The organism is Streptococcus sp. HMSC062D07 (assembly GCF_001814215.1).
In the GTDB taxonomy this organism is placed as follows: domain Bacteria; phylum Bacillota; class Bacilli; order Lactobacillales; family Streptococcaceae; genus Streptococcus; species Streptococcus infantis_I.
Window position 1 is genome coordinate 144917 of the sequence record NZ_KV815324.1, and the last position, 23683, is coordinate 168599.

The following is a 23683-nucleotide window of genomic DNA, read 5'->3' on the forward strand; positions in this document are numbered from 1 at the left end:
ATTTTATACGATTATAGCAGAAAGAAGGGCTTTTTTCAATCTACAATAGGAAAGGCTACATCTTATTAGAGGTCTGGACCTGATTAGCTTAACTTAGTTATTTTTAGTATAGAAAAGACTCTTTAAAAATCGGCTGATACACTTTTATACAATTTTTACTTGTATAACTAAAAAGAAAAAGATATACTTTGAAGATAAAATAATTTAATCAGCTTTTTAAATTAAAGGAGTGGCTATGAATCATATTATCTTTCAAATTCAAGACGATTTAGCGGTGATTACTTTAAATCGTCCCGAGGTGGCAAATGGTTTCCATATTCCTATGTGTGAAGAAATTTTAGAAGCACTGGAATTAGCTGAAAAAGACGATTCTGTTTCATTTATTCTCATCAATGCTGCTGGTAAGGTGTTTTCTGTTGGTGGCGATTTAGTTGAAATGAAACGTGCTGTCGATGAGGATGATATTGATTCCTTAACTCGAATTGCTGAATTGGTCAATACTATTTCTTATAAGATTAAACAGATTCCTAAGCCTGTTATCATGGAGGTGGATGGAGCAGTTGCTGGAGCTGCAGCCAATATGGCCTTGGCAGTTGATTTCTGTATCGCATCTGACAAGTCTAAATTTATCCAGGCTTTTGTAGGTGTAGGATTGGCTCCTGACGCGGGTGGCTTATTCTTGTTGACAAGATCGCTCGGTGCAACTAGAGCAACTCAATTAGCTATGACTGGAGAAGCTTTCACCGCTGAAAAGGCAATGGAGGCAGGAGCTCTATATCGTCTATGTACTAGTGAACAATTAGAAAAAACTAGAGAACAATTGTTGAAGAAGTTGAGACGTGGCTCTTCAAATTCCTATGCTGCGATTAAGAAACTTGTTTGGGAAAGTGAATTCAAGCAGTGGCATGAATATGCTCAACTTGAATTGGAACTACAAAAATCACTATCCTATACGGAAGATTTTAAAGAAGGTGTTCGTGCACATTCTGAAAGAAGACGTCCAAAATTTATCGGGAAATAAAAAATACTTGCACTATTCTTTGAAGTTTGATATACTTTTTTTGTCAAATGTTTTGATTATTAAACTTTTTTTGATAAAGGAGGGAAGAGAAATGGACTACCAACAAGTCAATGACTATTTAACATCAATTTTTAACAACGTCCTAGTGATCGAGGAAGTAAGTTTGCGAGGTAGTCGTTTCAAAGACATCTCTATCAAAGAAATGCACACGATTGATGTTATCGGTAAGTATCCAGAAGTGACTCCAAGTCAAGTGTCCAAAGAGTTGATGGTAACTCTAGGGACTGTGACAACGAGTTTAAACAATTTGGAACGAAAAGGATACATCGAACGTATCCGTTCAGATAAAGATCGTCGTGTAGTGCATCTGCATTTGACAAAGAAAGGTCGCCTCGTACATCGTCTCCATAAACGTTTCCATAAGGCCATGGTCGAAAGAATTATCGAGGGCATGAGTCCTGAAGAAATGAGTGTTATGGGTAAAGGGCTAACTAATCTTTATCACTTTTTGGAGGATTTGAAGTAATGGCTTTTGCAAAAATAAGCCAGGTCGCTCATTATGCTCCAGAGCAGATTATCACTAACGAAGACTTGGCTCAGGTCATGGATACGAGTGATGAATGGATCTCAAGTCGGACAGGGATTAAGGAACGCCATATTTCCAAGACAGAATCAACAGGAGATTTGGCTACAGAGGTTGCAAGACAACTTATAGAGAAGGCAGGGATTTCTGCTGAAGAGCTAGATTTCATCATTATAGCGACGATGACACCTGACTCGATGATGCCCTCAACCGCAGCTCGTGTTCAGGCAAAGATTGGCGCTCATAAGGCTTTTGCCTATGATCTAACAGCTGCTTGTAGTGGATTTGTTTTTGCCCTATCAACTGCAGAAAAGTTCATTTCTTCAGGAACATATCGTAAGGGTTTGGTTATCGGTAGTGAGACCATGTCAAAATCTTTGGATTGGTCTGACCGCTCAACAGCTGTCTTGTTCGGAGATGGAGCTGGTGGTGTGCTACTTGAGGCAAGTGACAAAAAACATTTCTTAGCTGAAAGTCTCAATAGCGATGGTTCTCGTGGTGAGTGTCTCACTTATGGACAAACAGGATTGATTTCACCATTTTCGATTCAAGAAGAACCAGATGTTTTCTTGAAAATGGATGGGAGAGCAGTTTTTGACTTTGCAATTCGAGACGTGGCTAAATCTATTAAACAGACCATCGAAAAAAGTCCAATATCAGCAGATGAACTCGATTATCTCTTGCTTCATCAAGCTAATATTCGAATTTTAGATAAGATGGCTAGAAAAATCGGTGTCGATCGTGACAAGCTTCCTGCTAATATGATGAAGTATGGAAATACTAGTGCGGCAAGTATCCCGATTTTACTTTCTGAGTGTGTAGAAGAAGGGCTCATCCATTTGGATGGTAGCCAAAAAATTCTCTTGTCAGGTTTCGGTGGAGGTTTGACATGGGGCACACTTATTGTTACAATTTAGGTAATCATGTGGTGATCACATTGTTATAAAAAAACTATTTATTTTAAAGGAGTCTATCATGGCAGTATTTGAAAAAGTACAAGAAATTATCGTTGAAGAACTTGGAAAAGATGCATCAGAAGTAACACTTGAATCTACTTTTGATGATTTGGATGCAGATTCATTGGACTTGTTCCAAGTAATCTCAGAAATCGAAGATGCTTTTGATATCCAAATCGAAGCTGAAGACAACTTGAAAACAGTTGGCGACTTGGTTGCTTACGTTGAAGAGCAAACTAAATAATTAGAATAAATAAAGAAGGAGTAGGGGAGACCCGCTCCCTCTTGTTTAGGTAATAGTTTGACCGTCAAATTATAATAAAGTCGAACTATTACGTAAGCAAGACTTATGGAGGCAATATGAAAACACGTATCACTGAATTATTAAATATTAAATATCCTATCTTCCAAGGTGGAATGGCCTGGGTAGCAGATGGCGATTTGGCTGGAGCTGTTTCAAAAGCTGGTGGTCTCGGTATCATTGGTGGAGGAAACGCACCTAAAGAAGTGGTTAAAGCCAACATCGATAAGATTAAATCTTTAACAGACAAGCCTTTTGGTGTCAATATCATGCTCTTGTCTCCATTTGTTGATGATATTGTGGACCTTGTGATTGAAGAAGGGGTTAAGGTAGTCACAACTGGTGCAGGAAACCCAAGTAAATATATGGAGCGATTTCATGAAGCAGGAATCACCGTTATTCCTGTAGTTCCTAGCGTAGCTTTGGCTAAACGTATGGAAAAAATCGGTGCAGATGCTGTCATTTGTGAAGGTATGGAAGCCGGTGGACACATTGGTAAATTAACAACCATGACCTTGGTTCGTCAAGTTGCAGCGGCTGTTTCAATTCCTGTTATCGCTGCTGGTGGTATTGCAGATGGTGAGGGAGCTGCTGCTGGATTTATGCTTGGTGCGGAAGCTGTGCAAGTAGGAACTCGTTTTGTAGTTGCTAAAGAATCAAACGCCCATCCAAACTATAAAGCTAAAATTTTAAAAGCTCGTGATATTGATACAACGATTTCAGCACAACACTTTGGACACGCAGTTCGTGCCATCAAAAATCAATTGACTCGTGATTTCGAACAAGCTGAAAAAGATGCCTTCAAACAAGAAAATCCAGATTTGGAAATCTTTGAGCAAATGGGGGCGGGAGCTCTAGCTAAAGCTGTTGTCCATGGTGATGTGGATGGTGGTTCAGTTATGGCCGGCCAGATTGCAGGTTTGGTTTCTAAAGAAGAAACTGTTGAAGAAATCTTAAAAGATATCTACTATGGTGCAGCTGAGAAAATTCAAAAAGAAGCCGCTCGTTGGGCAGGAGTTACAAGAAATGACTAAAACAGCCTTTCTATTTGCAGGTCAAGGAGCCCAGTACCTTGGAATGGGTCGTGAACTATACGACCAATATGCTATCGTCAAGGAAACAATCGACCAAGCTAGCCAAGTCTTAGGTTATAATCTTCGTGACTTGATTGATAACGATGAAACGAAGCTAAATCAGACTCGTTACACACAACCAGCTATTTTGGCTACATCCGTTGCCATTTACCGACTACTAAAGGAGAAAGGTTACCAACCAGATATAGTGGCAGGTCTGTCTCTTGGTGAATATTCTGCCCTTGTAGCTAGTGGCGCCTTGGATTTTGAAGATGCGGTGGCTCTAGTTGCTAAACGTGGTGCTTATATGGAAGAAGCGGCACCTGCTGGATCTGGTAAAATGGTAGCCGTACTCAATACTCCAGTTGAAGTTATTGAACAAGCTTGTCAAGAAGCTTCTCAACTTGGCGTTGTGACTCCAGCTAACTACAATACCCCAAGTCAAATTGTTATTGGTGGTGAGGTGGTTGCTGTGGATCGTGCAGTTGAACTCTTGCAAGAAGCAGGAGCAAAACGCTTAATTCCGCTAAATGTTTCTGGACCTTTCCATACAGCTTTATTGGAACCTGCTAGTCAAAAATTAGCTCAAGTCCTAGAAGATGTTGAGTTTAACGACTTTGCTTGTCCACTTGTTGGTAATACAGAAGCAAAAGTCATGGAAAAAGAACGAATTGCAGAACTCTTGACTCGTCAAGTCAAGGAACCTGTTCGTTTCTATGAAAGCATTTCAGTCATGCAAGAAGCTGGTGTGACTCGTTTTATCGAAATTGGTCCTGGGAAAGTCTTGTCAGGATTTGTTAAAAAGATTGATAAAACTGCTCAACTTGCAAATGTGGAAGATCAAGCAAGTTTACAAGCACTCTTAGAAAATTAGATAAAATGGTAGAAGTTCTGAAAGGAGAAAAATGAAACTAGAACAGAAAAATGTCTTTATTACAGGCTCAAGTCGAGGAATTGGTCTTGCCATTGCTCATAAATTTGCCAGCTTGGGAGCCAATGTTGTCTTGAATAGTCGTGGTGAAATCTCCGAGGAGCTTCTAAACGAATTTAAACCTTACGGGGTGAAGGTCCTTGCTATTTCTGGTGATGTTTCTGATTTTACGGATGCAAAACGAATGGTGGACCAAGCCATTGAAGGACTAGGTTCAGTTGACGTCCTAGTGAATAACGCCGGGATTACTCAAGACACTCTCATGCTGAAGATGACAGAAGAAGATTTTGAGAAGGTCTTGAAAGTCAATTTAACGGGAGCCTTCAATATGACGCAAGCAGTCTTGAAGCAGATGATAAAAGCTCGTGAAGGGGCCATTATCAATATGTCCAGTGTCGTTGGTTTGATGGGAAATATCGGTCAAGCAAACTATGCTGCTTCTAAGGCTGGTCTAATTGGATTTACCAAATCAGTAGCACGTGAGGTAGCCAACCGTAATGTACGTGTCAATGCCATTGCACCAGGAATGATCGAATCAGATATGACTGCAGTCCTATCTGATAAGGTAAAAGATGCCATGCTGGCACAAATTCCGATGAAACAATTTGGTCAAGCTGAGCAAGTGGCAGAGGTCACAGCCTTTCTTGCAAGCCAAGATTATCTAACGGGACAAGTCATTGCAATTGATGGTGGACTTACCATGCAATAAGAGTTAAAATAGAGGTATGAAAATGAAACTAAATCGTGTAGTAGTAACAGGTTATGGATTAACATCTCCAATTGGGAATACGCCAGAAGAATTTTGGAACAGTTTAAAGAATGGAAAGATTGGGATTGGTGAAATCACCAAGTTTGATCACAGTACTTTTGACGTTCATAATGCAGCAGAGATTAATGATTTTCCTTTTGACAAATATTTTGTAAAAAAAGATACCAATCGTTTCGATGATTATTCTTTATATGCCTTGTATGCAGCTCAAGAAGCAGTTGACCATGCTAATCTTGACGTAGAAGCACTTGATAAAGACCGCTTTGGTGTCATCGTTGCATCTGGTATCGGTGGAATCAGAGAAATCGAAGACCAAGTCCTCCGACTTCACGACAAAGGACCAAAACGAGTTAAACCATTAACACTTCCAAAAGCCTTGCCAAATATGGCTGCAGGAAATGTAGCTATGCGCTTTGGTGCTAATGGTATCTGTAAATCTATCAACACAGCTTGCGCTTCATCAAATGATGCTATCGGAGATGCCTTCCGTTCTATCAAATTTGGTTTCCAAGATATCATGTTAGTTGGTGGATCAGAGTCTTCAATTACTCCATTTGCAATCGCTGGTTTCCAAGCCTTAACAGCTCTTTCAACAACAGAGGATCCAACTCGTGCTTCTATTCCATTTGATAAAGACCGTAATGGATTTGTCATGGGTGAAGGTTCAGGGATGTTGGTTCTTGAGAGCTTAGAACATGCTGAAAAACGCGGAGCAACTATCCTAGCGGAAGTTGTTGGTTACGGGAACACTTGTGATGCCTACCATATGACTTCACCACATCCAGAAGGCCAAGGTGCTATTAAAGCTATCAAACTTGCTTTGGAGGAAGCTGAAATCACACCAGACCAAGTAGCTTATGTCAATGCTCACGGTACATCAACTCCTGCTAATGAAAAGGGAGAAAGTGGTGCTATCGTAGCGGTTCTTGGTAAGGAAGTACCTGTATCTTCAACCAAGTCATTTACAGGCCACTTGCTCGGTGCAGCAGGTGCAGTTGAGGCTATTGCAACAATTGAAGCAATCCGTAACAACTATGTTCCAATGACAGCTGGGACAACAGAAGTGTCAGACTACATTGAAGCAAACGTTATTTATGGACAAGGCTTGGAACATGAAATTCCTTATGCTATCTCAAATACTTTTGGATTTGGTGGGCATAACGCAGTTCTTGCTTTCAAACGTTGGGAGAATAAGTAAAAATGAATTTAAATGAAATCAAAGACTTGATGGCACAATTTGACCAGTCAAGCTTGAAAGAATTTTCTTATAAAAATGGAACGGACGAGTTGGTCTTCAGTAAGAATGAAGCGAAACTTGTGGCAGAAACAAGTCCAGCACCTCAACCTGTAGTTCCAGCAGCTGTACCTACAGTTGCACCACAAGCTCCAACTACAACACAAGTTGTAGAAGCAGTTTCAGAAACAAGCGCTAGTGAATCTGTAGCTGAAGGAGACCTTGTAGAAAGTCCACTTGTCGGAGTTGCTTATTTGGCTGCCGGACCAGACAAACCTAATTTTGTTTCAGTTGGTGATACTGTTAAAAAAGGACAAACCTTGGTCATCATTGAAGCTATGAAAGTTATGAATGAAATTCCAGCACCTAAAGACGGTGTTGTAACAGAAATTCTTGTTGAAAATGAAGAAATGGTTGAGTTTGGGAAAGGCTTGGTACGTATCAAATGATTGATATTCAAGGAATTAAAGAAGCTTTGCCACACCGTTATCCCATGCTCTTAGTAGATCGTGTCTTAGAAGTTAGTGAAGATACAATTGTTGCTATTAAAAATGTGACGATTAACGAACCTTTCTTCAATGGTCATTTTCCTCAATACCCAGTTATGCCTGGAGTCCTCATTATGGAAGCCTTGGCTCAGACAGCGGGTGTTTTGGAATTGTCTAAACCTGAAAACAAAGGGAAACTTGTCTTCTATGCTGGCATGGATAAGGTTAAGTTTAAGAAACAAGTTGTTCCTGGTGATCAGCTTGTCATGACAGCAACTTTTGTCAAACGTCGTGGCACAATCGCCGTAGTAGAAGCGAAGGCAGAAGTAGATGGTAAGCTTGCAGCAAGCGGTACTTTGACCTTTGCTATTGGAAACTAGGGAGGTTTTCCATGTTTCGTAAGATTTTAATTGCCAATCGTGGTGAAATTGCTGTTCGTATTATTCGTGCGGCACGAGAGTTAGGAATCGCAACAGTCGCTATCTATTCGACTGCTGACAAGGAAGCTCTCCACACGCTTTTGGCTGATGAGGCTATCTGTATCGGCCCTGGCAAGGCTACAGAATCTTATCTGAACATCAATGCCATCCTATCAGCTGCGGTCTTGACTGAAGCTGAAGCTATTCACCCTGGATTTGGTTTTTTAAGTGAAAATTCCAAATTTGCAACCATGTGTGAAGAAGTTGGTATCAAATTTATCGGGCCATCAGCTCATGTCATGGATATCATGGGGGATAAAATTAACGCCCGTGCTCAAATGATTAAGGCAAACGTGCCTGTCATTCCAGGATCAGATGGTGAAGTTCATACTGCAGAAGAGGCTCTAGCTGTTGCCGAAAAAATTGGTTATCCAGTTATGCTGAAAGCTTCAGCTGGAGGTGGTGGTAAAGGAATTCGTAAGGTTGAAAAGGCAGAAGATCTTGTATCAGCCTTTGAAACAGCCTCTAGTGAAGCCAAAGCAAACTTTGGTAACGGGGCTATGTACCTAGAGCGCGTGATTTATCCTGCTCGCCACATTGAAGTACAGATTCTTGCTGACCAGATGGGACATGTTATTCACCTAGGTGAGCGTGACTGTTCGCTTCAGCGGAATAACCAAAAGGTTTTAGAAGAAAGTCCTTCGATTGCCATTGGGAAAACACTGCGTAATGAAATTGGTGCTGCAGCAGTCCGTGCAGCGGAATCTGTTGGTTATGAAAATGCTGGTACTATTGAATTCCTACTAGATGAAGCAAGTGGCAAATTCTACTTTATGGAGATGAATACTCGTGTCCAAGTAGAACATCCAGTAACCGAATTTGTTTCTGGTGTGGATATTGTTAAAGAACAAATCCGTATTGCGTCAGGTCAACCTTTGACTCTGAAACAAGAAGATATTGTTCTAAAAGGACATGCTATTGAGTGCCGTATCAACGCAGAAAACCCAGCCTTTAATTTTGCACCGAGCCCAGGTAAGATTACTAATCTTTATCTACCAAGCGGTGGTGTTGGCTTGCGTGTTGACTCTGCAGTTTATCCAGGGTATACCATTCCACCATACTATGATAGTATGATTGCTAAAATTATTGTTCATGGTGAAAATCGTTTTGATGCACTCATGAAAATGCAAAGAGCTCTTTATGAACTCGAAATTGAAGGGGTCGTCACCAATGCTGATTTTCAACTCGATTTGATTTCAGATTGTCGTGTGATAGCAGGGGACTACGATACTTCATTCTTGATGGAAACTTTCTTACCACACTATCAAGAAAAAGAATAATATAAAAAGTATGAGACTGAAAAGGGGGATGTATGGCTCTATTTAGTAAAAAAGATAAATATATACGAATTAATCCCAATCGTTCACTTAGAGAAAAGCCCCAAGCCAAGCCTGAGGTTCCAGACGAACTCTTCTCAAAATGTCCAGGTTGTAAACATACCATTTACCAAAAGGATTTGGGGAGTGACCGTAGTTGTCCTCACTGTGGCTATACCTTCCGTATTTCAGCTCAAGAGCGTCTTGCTTTAACCATTGACATGGGAAGCTTCCTAGAGATGTTTACAGGAATTGAGACACAAGATCCATTGGAATTTCCAGGCTACCAGAAAAAATTAGCCTCTATGCGTGAAAAAACAGGTCTTGATGAGGCTGTTGTTACAGGAACTGCTTTGATTAAGGGTGAAAAAGTTGCTCTTGGAATCATGGATTCTAACTTTATCATGGCGTCTATGGGAACAGTAGTTGGTGAAAAAATCACTCGTTTGTTTGAATACGCGACAGCTGAAAAATTACCAGTCGTCTTGTTTACAGCATCTGGTGGAGCACGTATGCAAGAAGGAATCATGAGTTTGATGCAGATGGCTAAAATCTCTGCAGCAGTCAAACGTCATTCCAATGCAGGTCTCTTTTACCTAACAATCCTTACTGATCCAACAACTGGTGGTGTTACAGCTTCCTTTGCTATGGAAGGGGATATTATCTTGGCAGAGCCTCAAAGTTTGGTAGGATTTGCTGGACGTCGTGTCATTGAAAATACCGTAAGGGAAGATTTGCCAGAGGATTTCCAGAAGGCAGAGTTTTTGTTAGAACATGGATTTGTGGATGCGATTGTTAAACGGAGAGAATTGCCAGATATGATTGCTCGATTAGTAAGGTTACATAAGGGGGATTGTTGATGAATATTGCAAAAATCGTCAGAGAAGCACGTGAACAAACCCGCTTAACTGCCTTGGACTTCGCAACAGGAATATTTGATGACTTTGTAGAGCTACATGGTGATCGCTCTTTCCGAGATGACGGTGCTGTTATTGGTGGTATCGGTTGGTTGGGAGACCAAGCAGTAACTGTTGTTGGAATTCAAAAAGGTAAAAGCTTACAGGATAATCTTAACCGTAACTTTGGACAACCTCATCCTGAAGGTTATCGAAAAGCCCTTCGCTTGATGAAGCAGGCTGAAAAATTTGGTCGTCCTGTTGTAACCTTTATCAACACGGCAGGTGCCTATCCTGGTGTCGGAGCAGAGGAGCGTGGCCAAGGTGAAGCTATTGCTCGCAACCTCATGGAGATGAGCGATCTTAAGGTGCCAATTATTGCCATTATTATCGGTGAAGGTGGCTCAGGAGGGGCTTTAGCTCTTGCAGTAGCTGACCGTGTTTGGATGTTAGAAAACTCGATCTATGCAGTTCTCAGTCCTGAAGGCTTTGCGTCTATTCTTTGGAAGGATGGCAGTCGTGCCATGGAAGCTGCAGAGTTGATGAAAATTACTTCTTTCGAATTGCTAGATATGAAAATTGTTGATAAGGTTATCTCTGAGGTAGGTCTATCAAGTAAAGATCTGATCAAGCAAGTCAAAGAACAACTCCGAGCAGAACTTGATGAACTTGGTAAACTACCACTAGAGCAGCTCATTGAGGAACGTTACCAACGCTTTAGAAAATACTAAGAAATATAAAAAAGCTAGAACTAACTATAAGTTCTAGCTTTTTGGATTCTATAAAATACATTTCAGAATGAAAAATTGACTCTTGTAAAAATATCTGTTAATATAACAAGAGATGCGTGTGCTATAAAAATAAGTCAACAAAGCTTTTTGGGAGTGAGTATGAAAAAAATAGGTCATTTGGGAATCTATACATTACTGGTATTCCTATCAATTTATCTACTAGATTTCAGTAGTCTTTATCTGGCTAAGATGTTTGTCTGGGGTATGGATGGCTATTCTATTATTGTAGCAGTAGAGCAACTAGCTCTTTTAGGACTATTTATCTATTGGCTTAAAAAGAAAAAAATGCTCTATATTTTTGAGAAAAGGGGCTCGAAAAAATCCAGATTCTTTTACCTTGTAGTTAGTCTAGTGGCTACTTATTTTGTCCGTCAGTCCTTAAGTGCTTTTCACTTACAGTTTAGTCGCTTCATTAATAATCACTATATCTTTGAAGATCTTCTTTCAGTCATATCCATCAGTGGTGAATCTACTATTTTAACGACTTGCTTCTCTTTTATTTCCGTTGTCATTTTGGGGCCTATATTGGAGGAGATTGTTCATAGAGGCTATTTTATGAATACCTTTTTCCCTAAGTCCAAATACTACTTGGATGTCATCTTATCAGCTCTTATATTTGGGCTCAGTCATTTGGTATTGTCCCATCGCGACCCCATCAGTTTGATGATTTATTGTTTTTTCGGTCTTTTCTTTGCTTTAGTCTACCGTTGGACAAAGAATTTAAAAATCACCATCCTGTGCCATAGTTTTATTAACTTTTTCATTCATGCAGATTTCATCTGGTTGTTGCTTTCTAATTTAATCTATAATCGTTTTTTTAGATAGCATTTGAGGAGACAAATAAAAAGTGTTTGATATCTATCAAACACTTTTTATATTTAATTTTCTTCAGTTACAAATTGACTGAGCAGTCCGTTAATGAAACGGGCTGATTTTTGATCTGAAAAGCTTTTTGCAAGTTCAATAGCTTCATTCACAGCTACAAGTTGAGGAGTATCAAAGGAAGTGATTTCGAAAACTCCTAAACGCAATAAATTCTTTTCAACTAAGGTTAAACGTTCAATCGTCCAACCAGACTTTAAATGCTGAGTGATTTGTTTATCTAGTTCCTCTTTTTGAGCTTGAACACCAGATACAAGATCGATTAGGAAACTAGGGAGTTTTACCTCGTCGTCTTCTCGATCATGAGTATAAGCGAAGCGACAAGCAGTTTCAATATCAGAACCATATTCAAGACTCATCAGTGCTTGGAAGGCACATTTTCGTAGTTCGCGTCTAGATTCTAATAATGGACTAGTCATTGAGGAAGTCCTCATCAAACAAATCTTTTAATGCTGGTTTTGGTGTTTTATCTGGTGCAATACCAGCAACGTGAATATTCACAGCATTGAGTTCTACATCAGCCATATTACGAACGGCATCTTTGACAGCTTTTTGAATAGCCATTGCAACCTTAGGAACCTTGACACCATACTCAAGATAGAGATAGATATCAGCTATTAGTTCTTCTTCAGATTCTTTTAGATAGACGCCACGACCGAGTGAAAGTTTTGAAAGGGTGTCAGATACTGATTTATTTGAAAAAGAGTGGACACCATCAACTTTAGCTGTAGCGATTGCAATGATTTTTTCAAGTACACGTGGGGCGATAACGATTTCGCCTAATTGTTCTTCAATTCCCATAGAATGACCTCTTTCTAGAGATTAGGCACGAGAAACGTAAGTTCCTTCTGCAGTGTTGATAACGAGTTTTTGTCCTGCTTCGATGAAGTCTGGAACGTTCACGACAAGACCAGTTTCCATTGTAGCTGGTTTACCAGAACCGGTAACAGTTGCACCTTTAATAGATGGTTGAGTTTCAGCAACTGTCAATTCAACAGTTGTAGGTACTGTTACACCGATTACTTCAGTTCCATAAAATTGAATTTTAACCTCAGAATTTTCAAGGATGTAAAGCAACTCATTTTCAACATTTACAACAGGAATTTCGTATTGGTCGTAAGTTTCAGTGTTCATGAAATAAGCTGTATCGTCCATTTTGTACAAGTATTGTGCTGGCACAGTTTCGATAATCGCTTGTTCAAATTTTTCCTCTGGACGGTAGCTAGTTTCAAATGTTGAACCAGTACGGACATCACGCAATTTCATACGCATGATAGTGTTTCCTTTACCTGGTTTGTGGTGGCTAGCTTCCAAAACGCGGATCAATTTTCCGTCAGCTGTTTCAAAGGTCATACCAGCCTTTAATTTACTTGCTTCGATCATGTTTTTACCTCTTTAATAAAATAATTTACTCTTTATTGTATCATAAGTCGCAAGATTTCTCAAATATCAGGAAAGTGAAATTAGTTGACAGGAACGATGTTTCCTTCTTCGTCTTTGGTTACCAATACGTACTTGCCATCGACTTCGATGTAGAAGTTTTTATTAGCGGTTTGTTTAGAGTTGGTAGTTTGTTCAGGACTAGTAGATTCTTCTGCAGAAGTTATGACTTCTTGAGTAGTAGTTTCTTGTGCAGGAGTTGTCATTTCTGAATTAGTAGTTTCTACTGAGTTAGCGGGTTGTTCAGGGCTAATAGTCTCTAGTGGGCTAGCAGCTTGCTCAGGACTTGCAGTTTGTACCGGAGTAAAAGCCTGGTTTGGATCAGCGGGTTGTACTGGGGGAACTGTTTGATTTGGGCTAACAGGTTGAGCTTGTTGGGTGAGTTGACCACCGAGAGTTTGACCGAGATTCATACCCATAAACATGTTCATACCATTGCCATTACCTTCGTTATTGGCTGCAGCAATAAGAGCTTCGTTACGAGCACGACGTTCTTCAATTTCGATGGTATTGTATTTCATAGCAACGAGTTCGCTATCAAGTTTACGAACAAGTTCTAAGCTTTCTTGGTCGTAGCTCAAATCCTCAAGAAGGATATTGGTTGCTTCAATACCGTAAAGACCAATCCATACCTTATTGACTTCTTGTTTAGCGATTTCATTGAAGGTATCTTGATTAGCATTTAGACTATAGATATCAACTCGGTACTCATTAGTAAATTTGGCAATTGCGATTGCAATTTTAGGGGAAATATTTTGTCGAAGAGTTCCTTGAGCAATATCTTGGAGTGTAAATGGTTTATGATCTTCAATTTGTTGACTGATGGAACTGACATAGAAAAGTACTGGGTCAGAAATCTTGATATCAAATAAACCGTAAAAACGAATATTGAGCAATTGTTGGTAACGTTCACTGAAGTATTCTACAGCGTTTTGTGTACCAAATTTATTCCCTGCGATTGGTTGCATGCGGATAAAGATGATTTCTTGTCGGGTAACCACTTGTCCACCAAATGAGAAGCGGTTTTTGAAGTTTTCCCAAGTTCCTCTTATTCCGCCTTTTTCTAGAAGCCAAGCGTTATCGCCTGCACGCCATTCATGGCTTCCAGCTTCGAGGACATCCCCTAGGAAGGTACCATTATTAACAAGAACGGCAACATATCCTTGAGGGACAATGACAACAGAACCATCTGTTAAAAGACCTGTATTTTGATTGCTTTGTCTTGAACTACCGTCAGGATCTTTTGTAAGAAGTTGCCCCTTGATGGCCATAACATCTGAAGAAACGTGGTCTGGAAGCACAACGGCTTCCTTGAATTTGCTATCATTAAAACTATTTAGCCCAGCTGAAAGGGCGGCACGAATAAATCCCATAATTTCCTCCTAATTATATAGTTCGTCTTCATCCACAACATCGTAGGTATCGAGTACCCATTGGTTAGGACTACGGGTGATATCAGATCCGCAATAGTCACATTTGCTGATAGCTGATATTTTCAGTGGAGCGCCACAGTTTGGACAGCGGTCGCTAACGGCTTCATCTTGGACAGAGCTTTCAGTTTGACTGCCATGTTTGCGGATGAAGTTCATTTGATAAACTGTAAATAGATCTTGTTGAGGGTCTCCCTCAATAACCTTACGAGTCTTATCTTCGATGACATAGTCTCGTAAGGTAGATGATAAGATAACGACTAAAGTATCATTTCCATCTGGATTACTATTGAAATCTTTAATTCGAACATTTTCAACGTAAACGCGTTCCAAAACATTCGTTGTTTGAGATTGGATATAGTCTTCCAGTTGAGCACTGTGTTGAGTATAGAGACTAACACTTTCAAGAGAACGCACCAAGTTCCAATCCTTTTTAGTCCAAGCAGCCTGCAACTGGATATAAACTTCTTTAGCCCATGAAGTGAAAGCAGAGGCATCAAAGTTTGGATCATAGTATCTAAGTCGATCAATGGCTTGGCTATTATTTTCAACTCGACGATGGATAGTTGGTTGTGGTTGGTAGCTAGTAGAACTTCCATAAGATTTACCAGATGATGAATTCTGGTCATTCAGATATTTGATAAGCATGAAGAGTATGAAACCTCCGACACCAAACATAATCAGAATGTTCATGCCAGTGCTTAAAGAATCCCCCAAATTCGAGTAACTACCGCCAGAACGATAGCTGCTTCTAGAAGAAGAACTACCACTTGAACGGCTTCGGCTAGAGCTACTACTTCGAGAACTGCTACTACTTCGTGAGCTACTGCGACTAGAACTACCACTTCGAGAATGGCCGACACCTGCATCGATGGATTGTAGGGGAGTTACAAAGAGAAGAAGCAAGCAAGCAGCGATAAGAGTATATAACTTTTTCATATGTCTCCTAACTATGTGAGTACAAAAATAGTTTTTGCTAAATTTTATGTCTATAAAGAGTTTTGGAGTTTTATAGTTTTATTTTCAATAAACCACCCTATAATCCAACCAAATACGAGTATATAATTCTCGATAGCACCAATCGCATTAACAGGAGAATGATATTCAATAAAATTTAACAAATGATTTGTTCCTATTCCTATACCACCAATAATGAGGGCAAGAAGGGCAATTCTCAGGTAAAACCAATCGTACTTAATATTAACGGCAAGAATAATAATTAAGACAGCTAGATTCCAAATTCCAATTTCTCTTTGCCATCCTGCAGAAACACCGTAACCAGAATGCTCTCCCATATATGATGGGAGAAAGATTTGTAGAATAGAAGCACCCAACATGGCGACGATAACTAAAATAAATAGTACTCGTAAAAATTTGTTCATTTATTCTCCTTTTCTATTTTTTAGTAGAAAAGTCTATTAGCGAAAGTATATTTACTCGTTCTCTTTCAACTTAGCCAATTCTTGGGCAAGTAGTTTGAGGGCTACTTGTGGGTTGGCTTGTCCTTTAGTCGCTTTCATGAGGAATCCAGTAAAGGCCTTGTCGGCGTTGCGTTTTCCTGACTTGAAGTCGGCAACGGCAGCCTCGTTATCAGCAAAGACTTGGTGTATGATTGGAATCAACACATCAGGATCTGAGATCTGAACCAAACCAGCTTTTTCAACGTATTCGCGAGCACCACCGCCATTTTTGGCTAGGTGAACAAAGACTTTCTTAGCAATCTTAGATGAGATAGTACCGTCTTCGATGATGGCAATCATTTCTACTAAGTTTTCTGGTGTCAATTCGATTTGTTCAAGTGTCTTGCCTTCGGCATTCAAGAACTGAGCAACTTCACCTTGGAGCCAGTTAGAGACTTGCTTAGCATCACCACCAAGTGAAACTGCTTTCTCAAAGAAGTCAGAAGTGACTTTGTTGGCAGTCAACTGGCTAGCATCGTAGTCTGATAATCCGAGTTGAGAGACATAGCGTGCACGGCGCTCTTTTGGAAACTCTGGCAACTCAGTGCGCATTTCCTCAATCCACTCGTCTGAGATCTCAAAGAGTGGTAGGTCTGGCTCTGGGAAGTAGCGGTAGTCTGCAGCACCTTCTTTGACACGCATGAGGATGGTTGCCTTGTTAGCTTCATCATAACGGCGTGTTTCTTGGCGGATTTGACCACCTGAACGAAGGATTTCAGCTTGGCGTTGGACTTCGTATTCAAGACCCTTACGCACGTTTGAGAAGGAGTTAAGATTTTTCAACTCTGTCTTGGTACCGAATTTTTCTTGACCATAAGGACGAAGCGAGATGTTGGCATCCACACGCATAGAACCTTCTTCCATCTTAACGTCAGAGATACCAGCGTATTGGATCACTTCCTTGAGGGCTGTTAGATAAGCATAAGCTTCTTCTGGTGAACGCATGTCTGCTTCAGATACAATCTCAATCAAAGGCACCCCTTGGCGGTTGAGGTCAACATAAGAGTAACCATCTGTACCATGGGTGTTTTTACCGGCGTCTTCTTCCAAGTGGGCTCGTTCAATACCGATTTTCTTAGTTGTACCGTCTTCTAGCTCCACTTCAATCCAGCCGTTGTAACCGATTGGTTCATCAAACTGAGAAATTTGGTAGGCTTTAGGATTATCAGGGTAGAAGTAGTTCTTGCGGTCAAAGTGCATCTTCTTGTGGATGTCCATGTTGAGGGCAAGAGCTGCCTTGATACCAGCATCGACAACGCCTTTATTGAGAACTGGTAGTACTCCAGGGAAAGACCAGTCGATCACGTTAGTGTTGGCATTTTGGTCATTTCCAAAGTGGGCAGAAGTAGGTGAGAAGATTTTTGAATTGGTGTTGAGCTCTACGTGGACTTCAAGTCCAATGACTGTTTCAAAGTTCATTAGTTATCACCTCCAAAAATCACGGGTTGTTGTTTGTGGTAGTCTGTTGTTGCTTCAAAAGCAGCAGCAGCTTGGTAGATAGTTTCTTCTGAATACTTAGGACCAATCAATTGGAGTCCTACTGGTAGACCTTGAACAAATCCAGCAGGAATAGAAATCCCCGGTAGACCAGCCAAATTGACAGGAATTGTCAAGAGGTCAGCCAAGTACATAGCAACTGGATCGTGGTTGAGTGAATCCAAGTCATAAGCAACGCTAGGAGCAGTTGGTCCCAAAATCAAGTCGTAATCCGCAAAGACGTTTTCGAAATCTTGGATGATAAGGGTGCGAACTTGCCCAGCCTTCTTGTAGTAGGCATCATAGTAACCTGATGAAAGGCTGAAAGTACCTAGCATGATACGACGTTTAACTTCTTCACCGAAACCTTGGCTGCGGCTGTTTACATAGATTTCATCAAGGTTAGTCGCATCCTCTGCACGGTAGCCGTAACGAATACCATCAAAACGTTGCAAGTTTGAGGATGCTTCTGATGAAGCGATGATGTAGTAAACTGCCACACCGTATTTAGAGTGAGGAAGGCTAACTTCTTCAACGATAGCACCAAGATTTTCAAAGTGCTTAGCGGCTTTGAGGATGGTTTCCTTAACTTCTGGGTCAATTCCTTCACCAAGGTATTCCTTAGGCAAAGCGATTTTCATTCCCTTGATGTCTTGGCCGATTTTTGAAGTAAAGTCATCAATGCGAACTGGGGCAGAAGTAGAGTCTTTGGCATCTTGGCTAGCAATAGCATTGAGCAAGAGAGCATTTTCTTTAACCGTAGGGGCGAATGGTCCGATTTGGTCTAGCGAGCTACCAAAGGCAATAAGACCAAAACGTGAAACTGTTCCGTAGGTTGGTTTGAGACCAACAATCCCGTTAAAGGCAGCAGGTTGGCGGATAGAACCACCAGTATCAGAACCAAGTGATAAACGGACTTGTCCAGAAGCTACAGCTGCAGCTGAACCACTTGATGATCCACCAGGAACCTTGCTGTGGTCCCAAGCATTTTTGGTTGCGCCGTAGTAAGATGTTTCACCAGAACCACCCATGGCAAACTCGTCCATGTTAGTTTTTCCAACAACGATCAGGCCCTTAGCTTTTGCATTGGCAACAGCTGTCGCATCAAAGATTGGCTCGTAGTTATAAAGCATTTTTGAGGCTGCAGTTGTTAGGAGGCCGTCTGTAGAGATATTATCCTTAACAGCTAGCGGAATTCCAGAAAGAACATTGTCAGCATCGATTCCAGCTTCATCAATAGCTTTAGCCTGAGCAAGAGCTTGATCTTCAGCGATTGTAACAAAAGAATTGAGGGCTTCCTCACGAGATTTGATATCTTCAAGCGTTGCTTGAGTTAGTTCTGTTGCAGAAATTTCCTTGGAGACAAGGAGATTGTGCAACTCTTCAATGGTTTTATTGTTAAAAGTCATTAGGCGTCTCCTCCATCATCTAGGATAGCTGGCACCTTGATATAGTAGTTATCTTTTTCAGGTACATTTTTAAATAAGCGATCACGATCTGTTCCTTCTTCGGCCACATCAGGTCGGAGAACAGTTTTACGGTCAGCCATCGTTGTAGTAGGTGCAACACCAGTAGTGTCGACTTCACTGAGCAATTCGACCATATCAACAATTTTTGAGAGTGTTGTCGCAAACTCTGCAGTTTCTTCTTCTGAGAATTTTAATTTTGAAAGATTGGCAACGTGAGTTACCTCTTCTTGCGTAATTTTCATCGGATATCCTTTCGTGAAATGATGATTCTTTATCTGTTCTATTTTACCATATTTTCCTATAAATAAGGCAAGCCAAGCTAAAAAGAAACAGAAATTGAAAAATACTTTTTATTTCGATATAATGGTTGAAATTAGAAGAAAGAATAACAGTCGTTTTTAGTTGGCAAATAAGATTGATGATTGATCAAATTAAAAAACATTAGGGGTGAAATATGACAATTTGGGAGTTACTTTTTACCAGTAAAAAGACAGTTCCTCCTCATTTGGGAGCCTGGTACTTTTTATTACCTACATCTTTGGTAATCATAGCTGTTTTATCGATTCGTTTCGCATCATCTAAAGGTTACAGAAACTTTTGGTATTGGGGACAATTGATTCAGTTGCTCATTATCAACGTTTGGTATATTACTGCACGTCTGCCCCTATCTGAGGCTCTCCCTTTTTACCATAGTCGCATGGCTATGTGGATGATTCTTTTTGCCCCTAATAAGACCTTTTTCAAGCAATATTTTGCTCTGATTGGAGTTTTTGGTTCTATCATGGCCTTGGTTTATCCAGTCTTTTATCCTTTTCCTTTTCCTCATGTTTCGTCTGTGAACAATGTTTTCGGACACTGGGCCCTCTTGGCTAATTGCTTGATTTATCTTGTTAGATATTATAAAGTTGAAAAAGGGGATATTTGGAAAATATGCCAGATGACTTTTGGAGTCAATGCCATTATCTTTCTTGCCAACCTCTTGACAGGAGGAAATTATGGCTTTATGAGCAAGCCACCTGTGATTGGGGATCATGGTAGTTTGCTTAACTATTTGATAGTGACCAGTTTGATGACAGGTATTCTCATCCTTATCAATCAACTCGTTAAATATAAACATAAGAATAGTTAATATACAACTGAATTCGTTACCTTAAGGAGACTTTATGCATCATTTTATTACAAGAACCCAAACGACGCCACCGCCTATTCCGATTTTTTGGTACGGTGTCATGATAGGCCTTCTTGCCTTATCTATTTATGCTTCTCTTACTTACTACAAAAACCCCAAATTTGTTCGATTGTTTAAGTGGATTCAAATAGCACAACTGCTAGCGCTCTATACTTGGTATATTGGATTTGGGATTCCGTTTTCGAACAGCCTGCCTCTTTACCATTGTCGTTTGGCCATGTTCGCGGTTGTATTCTTACCAGATAAATGGAAAACCAAGCAGTATTTTGCCCTTATGGGAGCCAGCGGGGCAGTGTTTGCTTTGGGCTACCCTGTTTTTGACCCCTATGATTTTCCGCATATTACCAGTTTTTCTTTCCTGATTGGCCATTATGCCCTCTTGGTCAATTCCCTGGTCTATCTCATGAATCACTACGATAAGACCTTGCTGAAAAAGTATCGAATTATCGCCTACACTTTTATTCTCAACCTTTTCCTAGTTGGGGTCAATCAAGTGACAGGTGGAAATTACGGGCTTTTGAATACCACGCCGTTTATTCCAAATGCCCCTATATGGATAAAGTATCTTCTGGTTTCAATCATTCTATCTACAGCCCTAGTGCTCTTTGATATATTGTTTAAGAAACGTTGGCAAAAGAAAATTGCTCTAGAAAAAATTAAATTTTGAAGAGATTGTAACTAGAGATACAAAATAAATATTGAATAAAAGAATCTTATGAGCAGGTCTAGTATCTTGACCTGCTTTTTCTTGTGTAAGCAATTGAAAAACTCTCTAAAATCCGATATAATGGAGTGTTGAAAGGAATGTTAGGGTCCGATGTAATAAAGAGTGATTATAAATTGAAATCATTAAAAAAGTAGAAAGAAAGAGAAGTTATGAGTATTCAAGAAGAAATTAAGAAACGCCGTACCTTTGCCATTATCTCCCACCCGGATGCTGGTAAAACGACGATTACAGAGCAGTTGCTCTACTTTGGGGGAGAGATTCGTGAGGCAGGTACTGTAAAAGGGAAGAAAACAGGAAACTTTGCTAAGTCTGACTGGATGGATATCGAGAAACAACGTGGGATTTCGGTAACCTCATCTGTCATGCAGTTTGACTACGATGGGAAACGGGTAAACATCCTAGACACTCCAGGGCACGAGGACTTCTCAGAGGATACCTATCGTACCTTGATGGCGGTGGATGCTGCGGTCATGGTAGTGGACTCTGCCAAGGGTATCGAGGCTCAAACCAAGAAATTGTTTGAGGTTGTCAAACACCGCGGGATTCCAGTCTTTACCTTTATGAACAAGCTGGACCGTGATGGTCGTGAACCACTAGACCTCTTGCAAGAATTGGAAGAAGTCTTGGGTATTGCAAGTTATCCAATGAATTGGCCAATCGGGATGGGGAAAGCCTTTGAGGGGCTCTACGACCTCTATAACCAACGTTTAGAACTCTACAAAGGGGATGAACGTTTTGCCAGCCTAGAAGATGGCGATAAACTCTTTGCTAGCAACCCTTTCTATGAGCAAGTGAAAGATGATATTGAGCTTTTGAATGAAGCAGGAAATGAATTCTCAGAGGAAGCCATTCTTGCAGGTGATTTGACACCAGTCTTCTTTGGCTCGGCCTTGACTAATTTCGGTGTGCAGACCTTCCTTGAAACCTTCCTCAAGTTTGCTCCAGAACCTCATGGACACAAGAAAACAGACGGTGAACTTGTCGACCCTTATGATAAGGATTTCTCAGGTTTTGTCTTTAAAATTCAAGCCAACATGGACCCTCGACACCGTGACCGTATCGCATTTGTTCGTATTGTATCGGGTGAATTTGAGCGTGGTATGAGTGTCAATTTGCCTCGTACTGGTAAGGGAGCTAAACTTTCTAATGTCACCCAATTTATGGCGGAAAGTCGTGAAAATGTGACCAATGCCGTAGCTGGAGATATTATTGGGGTTTATGATACAGGTACCTACCAGGTTGGAGATACGCTTACTGTTGGCAAAAACAAGTTTGAGTTTGAACCACTACCAACCTTCACGCCTGAGATTTTCATGAAGGTTTCACCTAAGAACGTTATGAAACAAAAATCCTTCCACAAGGGAATGGAACAGTTGGTACAAGAAGGAGCCATCCAGCTTTATAAGAATTACCAAACAGGTGAGTATATGCTAGGTGCTGTTGGACAACTCCAGTTCGAAGTCTTTAAACACCGTATGGAAGGCGAGTATAACGCTGAAGTTGTCATGACTCCAATGGGTAAAAAGACAGTTCGTTGGATTAAACCAGAAGATTTAGATGAACGTATGTCTTCAAGTCGAAACATCTTGGCAAAGGACCGCTTTGACCAACCTGTCTTCCTTTTCGAAAATGACTTTGCCCTCCGCTGGTTTGCGGACAAGTATCCAGATGTGGAGTTGGAAGAAAAAATGTAACTCAGTACCAACAATTGGAACTAAAGTTCCTAATTGTTGGACGCTAGTCGCTATTCGGCGAACTAGCTAACTGCCTTACTAACTACGTTTGGCAAATATAATCGATTTGCCAAACTCTGTGTCGTAATCTAATAAACGGTAACAGTTAAAAAGTGGATTAGCTACCTGCCTCATTAACTTAGTTTGGAATCACTCAAAGAATAAACAAAAAGACTAGAAATTAGATATATTTCTAGTCTTTTTATTTTAAATTATATTAGTAGTGGAACTTCTATTTATTGAAAAGCATCTATACCAACAACTTTGATAAGGAATGTAAGGAGGATAAGCAATAGAATGCTGACTCCATTATTCACTAGGTGCAGTAAGATAGACATCTCTAGACGTTTGGTGCGATAAGCAGTCCAAGTTAAGACTGCAGACATCCAGCCATAGATCAAGAAAGAAGGAAGATTATTTGGGATATGGGCTATAGTGAAGAGAAACCAACCTAAAATATATCCAATTTTCTCGTATCCTTCGAAGAGTTTAGTAGGGATGATACCTCGACAGATAACTTCCTCACAAATAGGTGCCACTATTGCAACCACGAAAATGCTGGAAATTAGAGAGCTTTCTGACATGATGCTATTGATAGCCTCTTGATTCGAAGTAGTTGTTTGCTTCAGAAGTTGTAACCAAATCGCACCAATCAGATTTCCTGTGACAATGGCTACATAACTAAGAGCAATTCGAGGGGCGTCATTAATAGCAAAGAGTTTCGATTTTAGATTTAATAACTTACTTTTGTGAGCACCATATAAAAAGAGTGTAACAATAGCGGTAGAGACAAGCCCCACTATTAGAGATGACCAGATAGATCCAAGTTGCGTTTTTTGAAGCAACATTAAAGTCACGATAGGAACTTGCGATAGGGCCATTGCCACAAGAAAGATTCCTAGCCAAATCAATCGTTTACGATAATCTTTAAAAAAATTCATTCAAATATCTCCTAAAAAATTTATTTCATTATAGCATACTTTGGATAGGAATTCTATTAATTACCAGAACATAAGTGCCGATAGTACAAGTAAGATAT

General features: G+C 40.3%; 27 protein-coding genes. 17 read left to right on the forward strand and 10 right to left on the reverse strand.

What is annotated here, in order from left to right; translation table 11 throughout:
• Positions 1 to 235: 235 nt before the first annotated feature.
• From HMPREF2957_RS01360 to HMPREF2957_RS01425, 14 genes are all read left to right on the forward strand, one after another.
• A complete protein-coding gene (locus tag HMPREF2957_RS01360; RefSeq protein WP_025170321.1) occupies positions 236 to 1021 on the forward strand; it encodes an enoyl-CoA hydratase in 786 nt (261 codons plus the stop codon).
• Positions 1022 to 1112: 91 nt separating this feature from the next.
• Entirely contained in the window at positions 1113 to 1547 is a 435-nt protein-coding gene (locus HMPREF2957_RS01365) for a fatty acid biosynthesis transcriptional regulator FabT (protein WP_070677052.1), read from the forward strand.
• Positions 1547 to 2521 (forward strand): beta-ketoacyl-ACP synthase III, encoded by a 975-nt coding sequence (locus HMPREF2957_RS01370; RefSeq protein ID WP_070677053.1) that lies wholly within the window; start codon positions 1547 to 1549, stop codon positions 2519 to 2521. The genes HMPREF2957_RS01365 and HMPREF2957_RS01370 overlap by 1 nt, the downstream gene beginning before the upstream one ends.
• Before the next feature lie 58 nt (positions 2522 to 2579).
• Positions 2580 to 2804: an acyl carrier protein gene (locus tag HMPREF2957_RS01375; RefSeq protein ID WP_000257840.1), complete on the forward strand. Its 225-nt coding sequence runs from the start codon at positions 2580 to 2582 to the stop codon at positions 2802 to 2804.
• A gap of 116 nt (positions 2805 to 2920) precedes the next feature.
• Positions 2921 to 3895, forward strand: a complete 975-nt coding sequence (fabK, locus tag HMPREF2957_RS01380; RefSeq protein ID WP_004251880.1) for an enoyl-[acyl-carrier-protein] reductase FabK — start codon at positions 2921 to 2923, stop codon at positions 3893 to 3895.
• A complete protein-coding gene (gene fabD / locus HMPREF2957_RS01385) occupies positions 3888 to 4808 on the forward strand; it encodes an ACP S-malonyltransferase (RefSeq protein ID WP_049494244.1) in 921 nt (306 codons plus the stop codon). Before fabK ends, fabD begins: the two co-directional genes overlap by 8 nt.
• Positions 4809 to 4839: 31 nt before the next feature.
• Positions 4840 to 5574: a 3-oxoacyl-[acyl-carrier-protein] reductase gene (gene fabG / locus HMPREF2957_RS01390; RefSeq protein ID WP_049494243.1), complete on the forward strand. Its 735-nt coding sequence runs from the start codon at positions 4840 to 4842 to the stop codon at positions 5572 to 5574.
• Positions 5575 to 5596: 22 nt separating this feature from the next.
• Entirely contained in the window at positions 5597 to 6832 is a 1236-nt protein-coding gene (fabF, locus tag HMPREF2957_RS01395; protein WP_070677054.1) for a beta-ketoacyl-ACP synthase II, read from the forward strand.
• Positions 6833 to 6834: 2 nt separating this feature from the next.
• Positions 6835 to 7317, forward strand: coding sequence for an acetyl-CoA carboxylase biotin carboxyl carrier protein (gene accB / locus HMPREF2957_RS01400; protein WP_070677055.1), 483 nt, complete (start codon positions 6835 to 6837; stop codon positions 7315 to 7317).
• Positions 7314 to 7736 carry a 3-hydroxyacyl-ACP dehydratase FabZ gene (gene fabZ / locus HMPREF2957_RS01405; protein WP_000565515.1) on the forward strand — a complete coding sequence of 141 codons (423 nt, stop codon included), beginning with the start codon at positions 7314 to 7316 and terminating at the stop codon, positions 7734 to 7736. The genes accB and fabZ overlap by 4 nt, the downstream gene beginning before the upstream one ends.
• An 11-nt stretch (positions 7737 to 7747) precedes the next feature.
• Positions 7748 to 9115 (forward strand): acetyl-CoA carboxylase biotin carboxylase subunit, encoded by a 1368-nt coding sequence (gene accC / locus HMPREF2957_RS01410; RefSeq protein ID WP_070677056.1) that lies wholly within the window; start codon positions 7748 to 7750, stop codon positions 9113 to 9115.
• A gap of 32 nt (positions 9116 to 9147) precedes the next feature.
• Entirely contained in the window at positions 9148 to 10011 is an 864-nt protein-coding gene (accD, locus tag HMPREF2957_RS01415; RefSeq protein ID WP_070677057.1) for an acetyl-CoA carboxylase, carboxyltransferase subunit beta, read from the forward strand.
• Complete coding sequence (locus HMPREF2957_RS01420) at positions 10011 to 10778, forward strand: acetyl-CoA carboxylase carboxyl transferase subunit alpha (protein WP_004251895.1); 768 nt, start codon at positions 10011 to 10013, stop codon at positions 10776 to 10778. Before accD ends, HMPREF2957_RS01420 begins: the two co-directional genes overlap by 1 nt.
• Before the next feature lie 159 nt (positions 10779 to 10937).
• Entirely contained in the window at positions 10938 to 11663 is a 726-nt protein-coding gene (locus HMPREF2957_RS01425) for a CPBP family intramembrane glutamic endopeptidase (protein WP_070677058.1), read from the forward strand.
• 53 nt (positions 11664 to 11716) lie between these two features.
• Here the strand turns inward: HMPREF2957_RS01425 and nusB are convergent, their stop codons facing one another.
• The 9 genes from nusB to gatC all read right to left on the reverse strand — a co-directional run bounded on the left by nusB (position 11717) and on the right by gatC (position 19237).
• Positions 11717 to 12139 (reverse strand): transcription antitermination factor NusB, encoded by a 423-nt coding sequence (gene nusB, locus HMPREF2957_RS01430; RefSeq protein WP_004251901.1) that lies wholly within the window; start codon positions 12137 to 12139, stop codon positions 11717 to 11719.
• The gene (locus tag HMPREF2957_RS01435) at positions 12132 to 12521 is read right to left on the reverse strand and encodes an Asp23/Gls24 family envelope stress response protein (RefSeq protein ID WP_004251907.1); all 390 of its coding nucleotides are present in this window, start codon (positions 12519 to 12521) and stop codon (positions 12132 to 12134) included. Before HMPREF2957_RS01435 ends, nusB begins: the two co-directional genes overlap by 8 nt.
• 21 nt (positions 12522 to 12542) lie before the next feature.
• On the reverse strand, positions 12543 to 13103 hold the full coding sequence (gene efp / locus HMPREF2957_RS01440; protein WP_004251910.1) for an elongation factor P: 561 nt from the start codon (positions 13101 to 13103) through the stop codon (positions 12543 to 12545).
• 80 nt (positions 13104 to 13183) lie between these two features.
• On the reverse strand, positions 13184 to 14533 hold the full coding sequence (locus tag HMPREF2957_RS01445) for an SPFH domain-containing protein (protein WP_070677059.1): 1350 nt from the start codon (positions 14531 to 14533) through the stop codon (positions 13184 to 13186).
• Positions 14534 to 14542: 9 nt separating this feature from the next.
• Positions 14543 to 15529, reverse strand: coding sequence for a zinc-ribbon domain-containing transport protein (locus tag HMPREF2957_RS01450; RefSeq protein ID WP_070677060.1), 987 nt, complete (start codon positions 15527 to 15529; stop codon positions 14543 to 14545).
• A 50-nt stretch (positions 15530 to 15579) separates the two neighbouring features.
• On the reverse strand, positions 15580 to 15972 hold the full coding sequence (locus tag HMPREF2957_RS01455; RefSeq protein WP_049494237.1) for a hypothetical protein: 393 nt from the start codon (positions 15970 to 15972) through the stop codon (positions 15580 to 15582).
• Between the two features lie 51 nt (positions 15973 to 16023).
• Entirely contained in the window at positions 16024 to 17469 is a 1446-nt protein-coding gene (gene gatB / locus HMPREF2957_RS01460; protein ID WP_070677061.1) for an Asp-tRNA(Asn)/Glu-tRNA(Gln) amidotransferase subunit GatB, read from the reverse strand.
• Complete coding sequence (gene gatA, locus HMPREF2957_RS01465; protein ID WP_070677062.1) at positions 17469 to 18935, reverse strand: Asp-tRNA(Asn)/Glu-tRNA(Gln) amidotransferase subunit GatA; 1467 nt, start codon at positions 18933 to 18935, stop codon at positions 17469 to 17471. Before gatA ends, gatB begins: the two co-directional genes overlap by 1 nt.
• A complete protein-coding gene (gene gatC, locus HMPREF2957_RS01470) occupies positions 18935 to 19237 on the reverse strand; it encodes an Asp-tRNA(Asn)/Glu-tRNA(Gln) amidotransferase subunit GatC (RefSeq protein ID WP_006147946.1) in 303 nt (100 codons plus the stop codon). The genes gatA and gatC overlap by 1 nt, the downstream gene beginning before the upstream one ends.
• A gap of 212 nt (positions 19238 to 19449) precedes the next feature.
• Between gatC and HMPREF2957_RS01475 the strand changes: the two genes are divergently transcribed.
• From HMPREF2957_RS01475 to HMPREF2957_RS01485, 3 genes are all read left to right on the forward strand, one after another.
• Complete coding sequence (locus HMPREF2957_RS01475) at positions 19450 to 20124, forward strand: YwaF family protein (RefSeq protein WP_070677063.1); 675 nt, start codon at positions 19450 to 19452, stop codon at positions 20122 to 20124.
• A 34-nt stretch (positions 20125 to 20158) separates the two neighbouring features.
• The gene (locus HMPREF2957_RS01480) at positions 20159 to 20851 is read left to right on the forward strand and encodes a YwaF family protein (protein ID WP_070677064.1); all 693 of its coding nucleotides are present in this window, start codon (positions 20159 to 20161) and stop codon (positions 20849 to 20851) included.
• 209 nt (positions 20852 to 21060) lie between these two features.
• The gene (locus HMPREF2957_RS01485; protein ID WP_070677065.1) at positions 21061 to 22605 is read left to right on the forward strand and encodes a peptide chain release factor 3; all 1545 of its coding nucleotides are present in this window, start codon (positions 21061 to 21063) and stop codon (positions 22603 to 22605) included.
• A gap of 275 nt (positions 22606 to 22880) precedes the next feature.
• On the opposite strand, the gene HMPREF2957_RS01490 is transcribed toward HMPREF2957_RS01485, so the two are convergent.
• Positions 22881 to 23585 carry a CPBP family intramembrane glutamic endopeptidase gene (locus tag HMPREF2957_RS01490; protein ID WP_070677066.1) on the reverse strand — a complete coding sequence of 235 codons (705 nt, stop codon included), beginning with the start codon at positions 23583 to 23585 and terminating at the stop codon, positions 22881 to 22883.
• Between the last annotated feature and the right edge of the window lie 98 nt (positions 23586 to 23683).